The following is a 13,708-nucleotide window of genomic DNA, read 5'->3' as shown; positions in this document are numbered from 1 at the left end:
GATGGCACTGCCGCAGCCCTCGACCTCCCCCCCACCGCGTGGGATGCACCCAGAGCGTCCTCGCGCGGTGGTCATCGGTGGCGGCATTGCCGGTCTTGCCGCCTGTAGCGCGCTTGCCCCCCATGCCGCGTCGATCATTCTGATCGAGCCCGACGGCCTCCCCGACGGTGCCACCTACAGGCGCCGTATCCCGCAGGCCCCGCATGTCCATGCGTTGCTGGACAGCGGCCGGCAGGCGCTGGAACAATTGATGCCGGGGATCGGGGCGGCGCTGCAACGGGCCGGAAGCCTGCCTCTCAAGGTCCGGTCGCAATGGCGCACTCACGATGGGCACGAATGGTGCACGCCCGAAGACACCGGTCCGATGGTGCTGAGCCAGAGTCGGCCGCTCCTCGAACAGGCGCTGCGGCAACGGGTGCGAAGGATACCACATCTGACCCTCATGTCCGGCCGTGTCCGGGGGCTGGTGACTCAGACGGGTGAAGACCCGCATTCGGCGCGTATCACCGGGGTCCATGTACAGGACACAGCGCAGCCTCCCTCCACACCGGATCGCCCGGTCCCCGCAGACATCGTCATAGATGCCTCGGGGCGGGCCGGCGACAGTCTCAAATGGCTGGCGGCGGCGTCGGGCCGCCTCCCGCCGGAAGACACCCGGACACCTGACATCCGCTACTGCAGTGCCTTCTTTGACAGGACCGCGCAGGATGGTTCCACCGCCCTCAGCGCCTGGCTCCGCCCGGCACAGGCGCCCGGAACCCGCAGCCTGGTCATGGCGCCGGTGGAACACAACCGCTGGATCATCACCCTGACCGGACGTTTCGGCGCCCAGATGCCGCGAGACGAGCAGAGCTTTCGCCAGCTGTTCGAGGCCATCGCCGGCGCAGAGCTCTCCGCCCGACTGGCAGATGCGCCGATGGTCTCGCGCCTGCGTGGCTTTGCGATCAAGACGGTGCGCTTCCGGCGCTTTGATCACATCGCAGAGGACCTGCCGGTCGGGTACTTTCCGATCGGAGACACCATCGCGACCTTCAACCCGCTGTTTGGACAGGGCATGAGCGTTGCCGCGCTTCAGGCACTGTCGCTGCATAACACACTGACCCGCCAGCCAGATCTGGCAATGGCACAAAGCGCCTATCTGCAAGAAGCCTGCCGGACGGCTGGCTGGGCCTGGAACATCGGCGGCGCTGTTGATCGCGCCTACCCGCAGATGCGGCAACAGCCGGACGCCGAGTGCGATCACCTCGCCGAGCGGTTGCGGCTCGCCTTTTCCGCCTCCGTCATGCGCCCGGCGATGCGTGGCCAGATCGACCGCGTCCTGCATCTGCTTGATCCGCCGGACAGGCTCGACGTGCTCTGCAGCGAACTGGCCGAGTGACGCGTCGCGCCGCTTTGCGATCTCCCATCTCTTTGGCAAGGAATACCAAGATGAAACTTCTGACCACCGCTCCGCCTTCTGTCCGCTACGCGCCCGGTGCCTATCTCGATGCCGTGGGAACGCTGGCGCAATGGAATGAAACCGCCGGCGTTGAGGGGATGCTGATCTATACCGACAACAGCCTGATGGACCCGTGGACCGTCGCCCAGGCGGTGATGGAGCGGACCCATCGCTTCGTACCGCTGGTCGCTGTTCAACCGCTTTACATGTCTCCCCTGGCTGCCGCGCGAAAGGTGTCCTCCCTCGCCTTTCTCTATGGGCGCAAGATGGCGCTTAACATGGTGGCCGGGGGCTTTGTCCGCGATCTGGAGCAGCTGGGTGACGCAACCGAGCATGATGCCCGCTATGACCGGCTGGTGGAGTACACGCAAATTCTACAGGCGCTGCTGCGCGGAGAATCCGTGACTTTCAGCGGCACATATTATCAGGTGACCAATCTGACGCTCTCGCCAGAGCTGCCGCCGGAACTCATGCCCGAGATTTACCTCTCCGGCGCATCTGAGGCCTGCGCGGCGGCAGCGGCGACCCTGGGGGCCACCCGCCTCAGCTACACCAAGCCGCCTCACGATCTCGAACCGCTTGCCCCGCTTCCCGGAGAAGGCCAGATCGGCCTGCGCTTTGGCGTCATTGCCCGTGAAACCTCCGACGAGGCCTGGCAGGAGGCACGCCTGCGGTTCCCGGCGGATCGGCGTGGCCAATTCGCCCACAAGATGGCTCGGGGCACCACCGACAGCATCTGGCACCAGGAAATCTCGCAAAAAGCGGATGACCTGCACGAGGCGCGCGATGGTGCCTACTGGCTGTTTCCCCTGCGCAACTACAAGACATTCTGCCCCTATCTGGTCGGCAGCTACGGCGAGGTGGCGGCCTATGTCGGCCGGTATCGGGCCCTTGGCTATACCACGCTGATCCTGGACGTGCCGGAAAGCGAGGCGGAGCTTCAGCACAGCCTTCGCGCGGTGCAGCTCGGTGGTGCGCAGGTCCTGCGTCCCGAACCCGCCTCCTTCAGCTGATCGCGAGACACCATGTTCAATCGTACCCTCTTCGACCCCGAGCACGACGCCTGGCGCGCCGAGGTGTCCCGTTTCCTGACCTCCGAGGTCGTCCCGCAGCATGATCGCTGGGTTGCAGACAAGAAGACACCGCGTGACATTTGGCAACGGGCTGGCGCGGCCGGGTTGCTGGGACGCGGGATACCCCGGCAATATGGCGGCGCGGGGCGGGACTTTCGCGACAGCGCCATCGTGATCGAGGAACTGGCGCGGCACCGTGTCCACGGGCTGTTCACCTGCCTGCAGAGCGATATCGTCGCCCCATTCATTCTGCGGCTTGGTACGGACGCGCAAAAAGACCGCCTGCTCCCGGCCCTGTGCCAGGGCGAAACCCTCGGCGCGCTGGCCCTGACCGAACCGCAGGGCGGCAGCGCCATGTCCGATATGGCCACCACGGCCCGCAACAGCGGTGAAAGCCTGGTTCTGAACGGATGCAAGACACATATTTCCAATGGGTCAGTCGCAGATGTGGTGATTGTTGCCGCGCAGAGCGCGCGTGGTGCGATCGGCGACCAACCCGGACTGAGCCTGGTGCTGGTGGAGACCGAACGTCCGGGTATCAGTCAGCAAGCGATCCAGAAATGCGGCATGCCGGCACTGGATACCGGTCGGATCTCGCTGGAGGACTGTGTCGTTCCGCGCGGCAACCTCCTCGGTGCCGAGGGCATGGGCTTTGTCTACCTGATGAGTTTCCTCGGGGTGGAGCGGCTGGTTCTCGCCATCTATGCGCAGGGGTGCTGTGAGCGGATCTTGCAGGATCTGATCCGGGATTGCGACGCACGCCGCACACCGCAGGGCAGTCTTCTCGATCACCAAAACCCCCGGTTTGCCCTGGCGGATCTGTACAGCGAATGTGCCGTGAACCGCAGTTTCATCGATCAGTGCATTCCACAGGTGCAGGACGGGCGGTTTGACCCCAAGAGCGCCTGCATTGCAAAATTGCGGACCACCGCCACCCTGAAGAAGCTCGCCGCGCTGGGGGTACAACTGCGGGGGGCTGGCGGCATCAGCGGGGACAGCGGCGCCGCTGCGAGCCAGGATCTTCTCGATGCATCGGTGCAGTCCATCTGGGGCGGCACCAGCGAGATCCTTCAGGACCTGATCGGCCGCAGCATGGCCAGTGGGCTATGAGTTGCGCGTTGCCGCCACTGCCGGTCGAGGTCTGGCATGTCCGGTTGCCCGATCAGCTGCGCCCTGAGGATCTGGCCCTGCTGGATCGTGAGGAACACGCGCGGGCCACAGCCATTTCGATGCCGGCGCACCGGGTGCAATATGTCGCCGCCCATGCCGCGCTGCGCCGAATTCTGGGCGCGGCCAGCGGATGCGCACCCGACGCCTTGCGGTTTCTCCGCGAGGCTCATGGACGCCCGGTGCTGCAAGGTCGCAACGCCCCGCATTTCAGCCTGAGCCACTCTGGCGCAGATGCGGCGATTGCCCTGTGCCGACACGCCCCGCTTGGGGTTGACCTGGAACAGCGCCGAGCGCGCCCCCGGGCGCGACAGTTGGTAGCACGGCTCTTTGCAGAGCCTGAACGCGCGCGCCTCCTGCCGCTCCGATCTGCGGAGTTTGACGCCGCCTTTGCCCGGCTTTGGGTCCTCAAGGAAGCCTATATCAAGGCGGATGGCCGGGGTCTCGCCTGTCCCCTCGACAGTTTTGCCATCGACCCTTTTGCGCCCCGTCTTCTTTGCAGTGACATGGAGGTCCCAATCCGCCCTCAACTCTCCTATAAGGAGTTGTGTAATAATATTGATAGCGCTTTAGTGGTATGGACCGCATACCCCGTTGAAATCAAACACCGGGTTCTGGATATGCGCGTTGATATGGGAAGGGCGGCCTGAGATGGACGTGTCATACAGAGGCCCGAATATGGCGATATGTACCGGGTCAGGATCGGGGCAGCCCCCTGCGTTCTGTGCCGCCGTCCTGCTGATGCCGCATGATCCAGACGACCGCCTTCAATGACCGGAGACTGAGGCCTTGCTGTTTTTCCCCCTGCCGTTCCTGACCGCGTTCTTCCTGATCTTCGTGATCATGCAGCTTGCCCGTTTCATCGGGCGGGGGCTTGATTGGGTGGTCATGCTGACCGTCGTGGGCTTTGCGTTGCAGTCGGTGCTGCTTGGCGTGTCCTGGGGCATTCAGGACATGCCCAAAATGCCGCTGATTTCGCTGGCGATCGCCTTGCCGCCACTGACTTGGTTGTCGCTCAATGAACTGGCAGGCCGTACCGGACGTTTCAGCCGCCCCGTCATATTCGGCGCGATCGCGGTGTTGCTGGCGATCACCAATGGCGCGTTCCTCCTCGGCATCGAGGATATCGTCGATACGATGTCGATCCTGGTCTACCTGCTGTTTGGCGGGCATCTGATCTGGTCCGGCATGAACCTTGATCTGGACTGGATGGCAAGCCGTCCCTTGCAGAGCCTCATTCCCACCCAGCGCGCCTATATGGTCGCGGGGACTATTCTGCTGCTGTCGGCCGGAGTGGACGTGATGGTCGCGCTGGATATCCGGCTCAACGACAGTCAGATTTCGCCTGCACTGGTCGGGTATTCCAACCTCACCTTCCTGCTTGCGCTGATCGTGGTGTTCTTTACCCGCCATGACGGCCCTGCCCCGGCCCCGCGGCCGCAGCCCACCACGCCGCAGGCCCAGTCCCTGTCGCCGGAGGATGAGACCAGCGCCGAAAGCATCCTTGCAAAGCTGGATCAGGAGATGGAAACCAACCATCTGTACCGAAATGAAAACCTGTCGCTGAACGAAATCGCACGCAAGATCCGCGTGCCCGCCCGACAGGTGTCCAGCGCCGTGAACACGCTGCGGGCAATGAATGTTCCGAAATACGTCAATACGTTCCGCATTCGCGATGCCTGCCGCATCCTTGAAGAAACCGACATGCCGGTGACCGAGGTGATCTTTGCCGTGGGGTTCACCACCAAATCCAATTTCAATCGCGAATTCCAGCGGGTGACCGGCCTCAACCCCAGCGCCTGGCGCAGCCGTGCCTGTACCACCTCCGAACCCCGCTCCGGCTCTGACACGGTCCGGGTGCAGGAAACCGCATCGGAGACCTGAGCCCCCAGGTCCGGAAACCCGATCGCGGACGTCCTTTATCGCGCATCAGGTCGCACACAGGGGGCGGAGGGGCCACACTCCATTGCACAGAAGACGGGGCCTGCTGCCCCCTTGCACAGGAGCATTGGCATGAAACGCAAGACAAAGATCACGCTCGCCTCGATCAGCGCCGCCCTGGTGGTCCTGAGCGCCGCCCCGCGTCTGGTCCAGGCCGAGGACGATCAGTCCATTCCGTTGTCCGCCGCCATTCGCACGGTCATACTGCATGGGGACGGCACCGCGCTGAAGCTGACCACTCATGCTGACGACGTGCGCGAAGCAAGGATCACCACCGAGGACAATATCGGCTGTGCTATTACATCGACCGTAGAAACGGTTGGCGATCAATTGAAGATCTCAGTTGAAAAAGGCCGCATGCGCGTGGGGTTCTGGTGCGACCCCGATGTGACGCTGTCGCTTCCGGCCGGGCTAAGCTTGGAGATCGGCCTCACCAACCTCGCCGCGGACATCAGAGGGACCTACGATCAGGTCCAGATCCGCACCGGCCAATCGGTAATCGATTTCGACGGAGCAGCGGAGCATTTCACACTGCATGGGCGGCGTGCGGCGGTCCGTCTGAACTTCCCGCGCGACATGCCGCGCGAGGCCGTGGAACTCGATGTTGATACCATTCTGTCACATGTCACCTTCAACGGCGCCTGATCAGACCCTGCGGCCTCGTCACGCCCCACAGCATGTGTGACCCATCCGGAGCCAGCAGCGGCACGGGGCCACGCCGCGCCCGGTTTCCTGAACACCGGCTGCGCCGCGGGGCCATCGCCCCCCCGGTCGGCGCAGGAGGCTTATCAATCGGGTACGGTAACCGGCATTGAAAATCCTGTTTTCACCCGATCCATCACCGCGCTGGTGCGAAATCGCAGCACGTTTTCATCGGCAAAGAACTGACGGCGGGTGAAGTCATCATAATCGGCCATATCGCGTGCCGAGATGATCAGCACAAAATCCGCGTTCCCCGTCACATAGTAGCACTGCATCACCTCCGGCGCGGCGCGCATCTGCGCCTTGAAGCGGTCCAGATCTTCCATCCGCTCGTTTTGCAACGTCACCTCGACAATCAGCAGCAACCCGCGTCCCACCTGATCCGGGGCGAGCACGGTGATCTCGGCTTCCACCACATCAGACGCCCGCAACCGTGCCAGGCGTTTGCGGCAGGCATCCGGCGACAGGCCCACCTGCTTGGAGAGCGCCTCGGCGGTCATGCGGGCGTCGGATTGGATGGCCTCCAGTATCAAGGCGTCGAATCTATCCATACCGGCAGAATGGCGGAAATTCGGCCTCTGGGTAAGACGCAACGGTTCTGCGGGACGGTATTCGGACCATTGTAGCTCGGTTGGTACGGTTTTCGGCCAGATCCGATCCGAGAAATCCGGGATACGTCACAGCAAGAGCGCTAGGCTGGGCATCAAAGAACAGGAGCCCGCTTTATGCCCGTGACATTTGCCAACCCCCACCGTGGTCGGGGTCTCGCCCTCGACGCGCCGTTTCCTCGCGATGATGCAACAGAGGTCGCCGATTTGCTGGGGCAATGCCCTGCGCATCAGGAAACACCGCTCCTGTCCGTGCCCACGCTGGCCGCGCAATGTGGCGTTGCTCAAATCCACCTCAAGGACGAGCGCAACCGCATGGGGCTTGGCAGTTTCAAGGCACTCGGGGCCGCACATGCCATTGCCCGCGCCGCGTGGGATGTGGTTGAGGGTGGCGATTGGTCAAAAGCGCTGGCAGGGCGCACATTCGTCACCGCAAGTGCAGGCAACCACGGACTGTCCGTTGCCGCCGGGGCGGCCCTGTTTGGGGCGCAGGCGGTGATCTACCTTGCCGAAACCGTGCCCGAGAGTTTTGCCGCGCGCTTGCGTGCCAAAGGCGCCGAGGTGGTGCGCGAGGGAAACGATTACGAGGCCAGCATGGATGCGGCAGAGACGGCGGCGGCGCGCAACGACTGGACGTTGCTCTCTGACAGCTCTTGGCCCGGATATACCGAACTCCCTTATCTGGTGATGGAGGGATACCTGCAACTCGCTGCGGAGGCCGCTCAGCAGATCCCCGCGCCCCCGACACATATCCTGCTGCAAGCCGGGGTGGGTGGGTTGGCGGCCGCGGTCGCCGCCCATGCCCGCAAGGTCTGGAGCGACGCCCCACAGATCATTGTCGTTGAGCCCGAGGCAGCCCCTGCCCTCATGGAAAGCATCCGGGCTGGCAACGTGGTCGATACCCAAGGGCCGGTTTCTGCGATGGGGCGGCTGGATTGCAAAACGCCGTCGATGATCGCGCTTCAGGGATTGGCGCGCGATGCGGATCTGTTTGTCACCCTCAGCGAAGAGGAGGCCGCTGCCGCCGTGGTCACACTCCAAACCGAAGGACTGGCCACAACCCCCTCTGGCGGGGCCGGGATCGGGGCCTTGCTTGCCGGGCTTGATCTGCCCGCTGAGGCCCGCGTGCTCGCGATCTTGAGCGAGGGGCCAGAGGATGCCTGAGACGTCGCTGATCTTTCCCGCGCGGGAATATCGAAACCGCATCACCCGGTTGCAGGCCCGTATGGCAACAGCCGGGGCCGATGCGCTGCTGCTGACCACGGCGGCGGATGTGTTTTACGTCACCGGTTTCCTGACCCGGTTCTGGGAGAGCCCCGCCCGGCCCTGGTTCGTCGTGGTGCCCGCCTCTGGCGATCCGGTGGCGGTCATCCCCTCTATCGGTGCCGCCTTGATGCAGCGCACATGGATCAGGCAGGTCCGGACGTGGGATGCGCCTGACCCTGCGGATGACGGGCTGAGCCTCTTGGTCGACACGCTGGCGTCATTGGTCCCAGAGCAGGGAAAAATCGCTCTACCCATGGGATTAGAGACACATCTGCGGATGCCGCTTGCAGGTTATCACGCCCTTTGCGCGCAGCTGGCCCCGCGGCAGATGATGGATGGCACCGATATCGTCCAGCGGGTACGTGAAATCAAATCCGAGGCCGAAATCGCCAAGATCCGCACCACCTGCGCCATCGCCGGGCGCGCTTTTGATCGGGTGTCAGAGATCGCGGGCGTGGGCCGCCCCCTTGATCAGGTGTTTCGCGCATTTCAGGCTCTGTTGCTGGATGAGCGGGCCGATTGGGTGAGCTATCTCGCTGGCGGCGCAGGCGCAGATGGTTACGGCGATGTGATCTCTCCGGCCACCGCGCAGCCGTTGGAGCGCGGCGATATTTTGATGCTCGACACTGGCGCAGTTCGCGAGGGGTATTTCTGCGACTTCGACCGTAACTTTGCCATCGGTCCGGCCTCGGATCTGGCCAAACGCACGCATTCCGCGCTCTGGTCAGCGACGAACACCTGTCTTGAGGCGCTGCGTCCGGGGATGCTGGCGCGGGATGTACATCAGATCCTGAGCGATGCGCTGATCGCGCAAGGGGTCACGCCCGGCGCTGGACGGCTGGGCCATGGGCTGGGCGTGACGCTAACGGAATGGCCGTCGTTCACCCCGAAGGACACCACGCCCCTGCGGGCGGGCATGGTCCTGACACTAGAACCCGGCGCAATAGTGGGACCGGATCGCATCATGGTGCATGAGGAAAACATCGTTTTGCGCGAAAGTGGTGCGGAGCTTCTGTCGCCCCGTGCGCCCTCTGACCTGCCGGAGATTGGGTGATGACATCCTTTCCATATGAGATCACCGAAGACCCGCGCCCGCGTCTCGGGCTGATTGCCTTGCAGGTGGATGAAACCATCGAAGAGGACTTCCGCCAGATGTTTCCTCAGCCTGCGGCACGGCTGCACATCAGTCGCGTTCCTTCCGGTGCGGAGCTGACGCCCGACACCATCGCCGCCATGGAAGAGGATTTGCCACAGGCCGCGCGTCTGCTGCCGCCTGCCGCCCGGTTTGAGGTCATCGCCTATGGCTGCACCTCCGGCACCAGCCTGATCGGCGCAGGCAGGGTGAAAGGACTGATCCATGCCAATGCCACAACACACGCCGTCAGCGACCCGCTCAGCGCCGCGATTGCCGCGCTCCGGGCACTGAATGTGACACGTGTCGGGATCGTCTCGCCCTATATCGCCTCCGTGGCCGCTCCGATCCGCGCAGGATTTGAAGCGGCGGATCTTGTGGTGCCCGACATGATTGGCTTTGGCGAGGAGATTGAGGCCCGTGTTGCGCGGATCGCACCTGCCTCCATCCGTGCCGCGGCCCATGCGCTTGCATCACGGGCTGAACTGGATGCGATATTCCTGTCCTGCACCAACCTGCGCACACTCGAGGTCATTCCGACGCTCGAAGAGGAACTGGGCCTGCCGGTGCTGAGTTCCAATCAAGTCCTCGGCTGGCACATGGCAAGTCTCGCGGGCCTTGCGCTGCGGGATCTGGCGCTGCCGGGGCAGCTTGGAAAAAAGGCGGCGCAGCTCTGAGCCACGCCGCCTGTTTGTCCTTGGCCCTGAGGGGCTGCGTGCTTAGACGCGCACCATGTCGCGCTGCATCTCGGAAAAGATCTCCGCACCGTCTTCGCGCAGGATGACGATCTCCTCCAGACGGATGCCGAACTTACCCTCAAGGTAGATGCCCGGCTCGATCGAGAACACATTGCCCTCGGCCAGCACCACGTCGGAATTGGCGGCGATATAGGGCGGCTCGTGAATGTCGATGCCGAGACCATGGCCGGTGCGATGCAGGAAGCGATCCCCATAGCCTGCGGCGGTGATCACATCGCGCGCGGCCTTGTCGATATCGCTGGCCACAACACCGGGCTTGGCCACCGCGAGTGCGGCCTGAACGGCCTTCTCGACCACGGCAAAGACCTCCTCATAACCCTCTTCGGGCGCACCAAAGTAGCCGCAGCGGGTCATGTCGGACGGGTAGCCATCCAGACGGCAGCCCGTATCAATCAGCACAGCAGAGTTGCGGGTCAACTGGGTGTCACCGGGTGTGTGATGCGGGAAGGCCCCAGAGGCGCCAAAGCACACGGAGCAGAACTCCAGCGTCGCTCCGGCAGCGGCATATTCGGATTTGATCAGTTCGACGATCTCACGTTCGGTGACGCCTTCTTTGAGGGCAGCAAACGCGGCCTTGACGGCCTTGTCGTTGGTCAGATGCGCGGCTTTGATCGCGTGGTACTCGCTGTCGTCCTTGGAGGCCCGCAACAGGCTCACGGTATCATCGGCAAAACGGCGGCGCGGTGTCTCCAGCGCGTCCAACAGGCGCAGAGAGAAATCGGTGCGCATGGTCTCATCCAGAACCACCGACAGATTCGGGCGTGTCGCACCGCAGGCCTCAAGAAGTGCGGCCAGAGCGGCCTCCGGGCCTTCGTCATCCCGCCATGGGTGGAACGGCAGGTCCGTGTCCTTGCGCGCGGCGGCGGCATTCAGCGCCGGCATCAAAAAGCCCGCATAAGACTGGCTCACCAAGAGCATCACCGGGCGCTCATCGCCATGAGGATGCACACCAGACAGCCACGCCATATGGCTGGAAGGGCCGAGGGCGACAAGGTCGGTGCCTGTCAGCTCCATGCGGGCACGCAGAGCAGCGAGGCGGGCGGCGGTCAGCGGGAATTCGGTCATCGAAGGCTCCGGGATTATAGGGAGAGATAGGGGAAACGGGCCACCAGCGCGGGCGGCCCGATCAGTTCACAATTACTCTTTTTCCACCAGACGGTAGAACACAAAGTCAGATGTCGCGCCGTTGACGTAACCCGATACTGCCTCGTTCATGGCGACCTGATAGGCGGCCTGGAACATGATCACGATGGGCGACTCGGCTTGCACCTCTTTTTGCAGCTCGCGGTACATGTCGAGACGGGCATCCGCGTCGCTCTCGGACAGCGCTGCCATGGTTTTCTTGTTCATCTCTTCCGGCACGGCCCATGCGTTGCGCCAGGTGGTGGTCGCTGCATAATTGTCGTCAGAGTTGTCGGAATTATAGGCGAAGGCCTTGGCGTTGGAGTGCGGATCCATGAAGTCCGGGCCCCAATACAGCAGCATCGCCTCATGGCTACGCTCGCGGTATTTGGTGATCACCTGGCTCCCGGTGCCCGGCAGGATCTCAAAGTTGATGCCCGCATCGGCAAAGCTCGCTTGCAGCGACTGCGCCATATCGGTGAAGGGGGCCGCATTGATCACATCCAGCGACACGGTGATCGGGGTCTCGATGCCAGCCTCGGACAGGATGCTCTTGGCCTTTTCCGGGTCATAAGAGAACGGGGTCTCATCATACGAACCGGGGAAGCCCTTGGGCCAGAAGGCCTGATGCACGTCCATCTGACCTTTGATGATCGTATCGGTCATGCCTTTGTAGTCGACCAGATAGCGTGCCGCTTCCCAGACTGCCGGGGGCGTCAGGCTCTCGGTTTTCTGGTTGAACGACAGGAAGTGGACAGCCGCCTGCGGGAAGGTCTCGACCTTGATCTCGCCACTGTCGAGCGAAGCCACCTGATCCGGCGTCATGTTGCGCGCCAGATCCACGTCGCCTTGCTCCAACAGCAGCTGCTGAGTGGCGCTTTCGGCAACGTGACGGATGATCACGCTGTCGATCTTGGGTGCGCCGTTGAAATAGGTCGGGTTCGCCTGCATACGAACCATCTGACCCGCAGAATAGCGTTGCAGCGTGAAGGGACCGGAACCGGCTGCATTGGCATTGAGCCACGCATTGCCCATGTCGCCGTCAACTTCGTTTTCCTGCACCAACTTGCTGTCGACAATGGATGCGGGGCGCGCAGCCAAAACGTTCAGCACAAACGCCGGAGAGAAATCGCCCGCGTATTTCACGGTGACGGTGTTGCCCTCGCCCGTGACCATCTCGCCGATGTTGTCTGCCGTCCAGCCCAGCTGGGTCAGGATAAACGCCGGGGTCAGGTTCAACTTCACCACGCGGGAGAAGGAATAGACCACGTCTTCTGCGGTCACCGGGTTGCCAGAGGCAAACGTCGCGCCATCGCGCAGGGTGAAGGTGATGGTCTTGGCGTCGGGATCGGTGACCCATTCCGAGGCCAGACCCGCCGCCAGAACGGTGGTGTCTTCGGCATCGTACTGAACCAGACGGTCATAAAGGTTGGTGACCAACTCGCCAGAGGTGAACTCATAGGCCTGCGCGGGGTCGATTGCGACGATATCGTCGATGTTCTGTGCCACCACCAGCACACCCTCGGGCGTGTCGGCCAAGACGGCAGGTGCCGCAAGCGGCAACAGCAGCGCGCTGGCCAGCAATGTTGTCTTCAGATGTTTCACGGGAGGTCTCCTTGTTGGATGAAACTTCTAGTCAGTCTGTCGCGGTTTACGCGTTCTGTTTGTGGGACAGTTCCGGAAGCTCGATGGCGCCTTTGCGGTTGAGAACTGTCAGCGTCCCGGTCCAGAGCAGCCGGGCGGTGTGATCGGTTGGGTTGCTCCATGCGTGCGGGGTATTGCCGCTGTAGTGCAGGCTGTCACCCGCGGTCATGGCGAAGGACTGGCCGTCCAGCGTTTGCTGGATTTCCCCCTCAAGGACAAAGATGATCTCTTCGCCCTCATGGCTCACGGTTTCCGATACATAGCCAGACGGGATGTGCAGGATATAGGACGACATCTCAGAGCCGGGAAAGTCCGCGCCCAGCGCCTCGTAGCGCAGAGAGGAATCATCCAGTGCAAACAGCGGACGTGTTCCCGCACGGGTCAAACCATCCGAAGGCTTCGATGCCGAAATGAAATAATCCAGCCCAACATCCAGCGCCGCTGAAATCTGCGCCAACGTCCCAAGCGAAGGTGTTGCGTTGTCGCGCTCAACCTGACTGAGGTACCCCACAGACACACCGGATTTGTCGCAGAGCGCCTGCAAGGTCAGTTTCAATTGCTTGCGGCGCTTGCGAATCGCTGGGCCGACATTGGGCTCTTGTGGTGGTTTTTCACGCGGCATTTTTGTTCTTCACACTTTGGGTTGGACCCTGCGTCTGTAGCATCAGACAGGGTCACATTCCTGGATGTTGTCTCGCTCACGCTACAAAAAAAATTTTTGTCAGGCAAAAATTTTTTTGCACATTTCGAAAATTGTTTTATGCCTGCTGCACCAACCACCGCGTCAGGGGCCTCTCTGGCGCAGAGTTTTCACGATGCCAGATCTCCCGGCTGCCGGGGGCTTTGGGAGGAAAAAA

At 62.7% G+C, this 13,708-nt stretch carries 13 protein-coding genes; 9 read left to right on the top strand and 4 right to left on the bottom strand.

Going from position 1 to position 13,708, the window contains the following annotated elements:
* Position 1: 1 nt before the first annotated feature.
* From MHM97_RS02530 to MHM97_RS02505, 6 genes are all read left to right on the top strand, one after another.
* The gene (locus MHM97_RS02530) at positions 2–1,378 is read left to right on the top strand and encodes an FAD-dependent oxidoreductase (protein ID WP_239319104.1); all 1,377 of its coding nucleotides are present in this window, start codon (positions 2–4) and stop codon (positions 1,376–1,378) included.
* Between the two features lie 50 nt (positions 1,379–1,428).
* Positions 1,429–2,451, top strand: coding sequence for an LLM class flavin-dependent oxidoreductase (locus MHM97_RS02525; RefSeq protein ID WP_239319102.1), 1,023 nt, complete (start codon positions 1,429–1,431; stop codon positions 2,449–2,451).
* Positions 2,452–2,463: 12 nt separating this feature from the next.
* Complete coding sequence (locus MHM97_RS02520; RefSeq protein ID WP_239319100.1) at positions 2,464–3,621, top strand: acyl-CoA dehydrogenase family protein; 1,158 nt, start codon at positions 2,464–2,466, stop codon at positions 3,619–3,621.
* On the top strand, positions 3,618–4,328 hold the full coding sequence (locus MHM97_RS02515; RefSeq protein WP_239319098.1) for a 4'-phosphopantetheinyl transferase family protein: 711 nt from the start codon (positions 3,618–3,620) through the stop codon (positions 4,326–4,328). Before MHM97_RS02520 ends, MHM97_RS02515 begins: the two co-directional genes overlap by 4 nt.
* A 139-nt stretch (positions 4,329–4,467) precedes the next feature.
* Positions 4,468–5,562: a helix-turn-helix domain-containing protein gene (locus MHM97_RS02510; protein ID WP_239319097.1), complete on the top strand. Its 1,095-nt coding sequence runs from the start codon at positions 4,468–4,470 to the stop codon at positions 5,560–5,562.
* Positions 5,563–5,691: 129 nt separating this feature from the next.
* A complete protein-coding gene (locus MHM97_RS02505) occupies positions 5,692–6,264 on the top strand; it encodes a hypothetical protein (RefSeq protein ID WP_239319096.1) in 573 nt (190 codons plus the stop codon).
* Between the two features lie 143 nt (positions 6,265–6,407).
* Here MHM97_RS02505 and MHM97_RS02500 read toward each other — a convergent pair whose 3' ends face one another.
* The gene (locus MHM97_RS02500) at positions 6,408–6,872 is read right to left on the bottom strand and encodes an Lrp/AsnC family transcriptional regulator (RefSeq protein WP_239319095.1); all 465 of its coding nucleotides are present in this window, start codon (positions 6,870–6,872) and stop codon (positions 6,408–6,410) included.
* Positions 6,873–7,046: 174 nt separating this feature from the next.
* Here MHM97_RS02500 and MHM97_RS02495 point away from each other — a divergent pair, with 174 nt between their 5' ends.
* The 3 genes from MHM97_RS02495 to MHM97_RS02485 are packed head-to-tail and all read left to right on the top strand — an operon-like array spanning position 7,047 to position 10,004.
* Entirely contained in the window at positions 7,047–8,093 is a 1,047-nt protein-coding gene (locus tag MHM97_RS02495) for a pyridoxal-phosphate dependent enzyme (RefSeq protein ID WP_239319094.1), read from the top strand.
* A complete protein-coding gene (locus MHM97_RS02490) occupies positions 8,086–9,249 on the top strand; it encodes a M24 family metallopeptidase (RefSeq protein ID WP_239319093.1) in 1,164 nt (387 codons plus the stop codon). Before MHM97_RS02495 ends, MHM97_RS02490 begins: the two co-directional genes overlap by 8 nt.
* The gene (locus MHM97_RS02485) at positions 9,249–10,004 is read left to right on the top strand and encodes a maleate cis-trans isomerase family protein (RefSeq protein ID WP_239319092.1); all 756 of its coding nucleotides are present in this window, start codon (positions 9,249–9,251) and stop codon (positions 10,002–10,004) included. Before MHM97_RS02490 ends, MHM97_RS02485 begins: the two co-directional genes overlap by 1 nt.
* A 42-nt stretch (positions 10,005–10,046) precedes the next feature.
* On the opposite strand, the gene MHM97_RS02480 is transcribed toward MHM97_RS02485, so the two are convergent.
* From MHM97_RS02480 to MHM97_RS02470, 3 genes are all read right to left on the bottom strand, one after another.
* Positions 10,047–11,150 carry a M24 family metallopeptidase gene (locus tag MHM97_RS02480; protein ID WP_239319091.1) on the bottom strand — a complete coding sequence of 368 codons (1,104 nt, stop codon included), beginning with the start codon at positions 11,148–11,150 and terminating at the stop codon, positions 10,047–10,049.
* A gap of 72 nt (positions 11,151–11,222) precedes the next feature.
* On the bottom strand, positions 11,223–12,812 hold the full coding sequence (locus tag MHM97_RS02475) for an ABC transporter substrate-binding protein (protein ID WP_239319090.1): 1,590 nt from the start codon (positions 12,810–12,812) through the stop codon (positions 11,223–11,225).
* 46 nt (positions 12,813–12,858) lie between these two features.
* Positions 12,859–13,473 (bottom strand): helix-turn-helix domain-containing protein, encoded by a 615-nt coding sequence (locus tag MHM97_RS02470; protein WP_239319088.1) that lies wholly within the window; start codon positions 13,471–13,473, stop codon positions 12,859–12,861.
* Positions 13,474–13,708: the final 235 nt, after the last annotated feature.

It is taken from the genome of Epibacterium sp. Ofav1-8 (genome assembly GCF_022348185.1).
Classification (GTDB): Bacteria; Pseudomonadota; Alphaproteobacteria; order Rhodobacterales; family Rhodobacteraceae; genus Epibacterium.
This window is presented reverse-complemented; position numbering and strand designations above follow the sequence as displayed.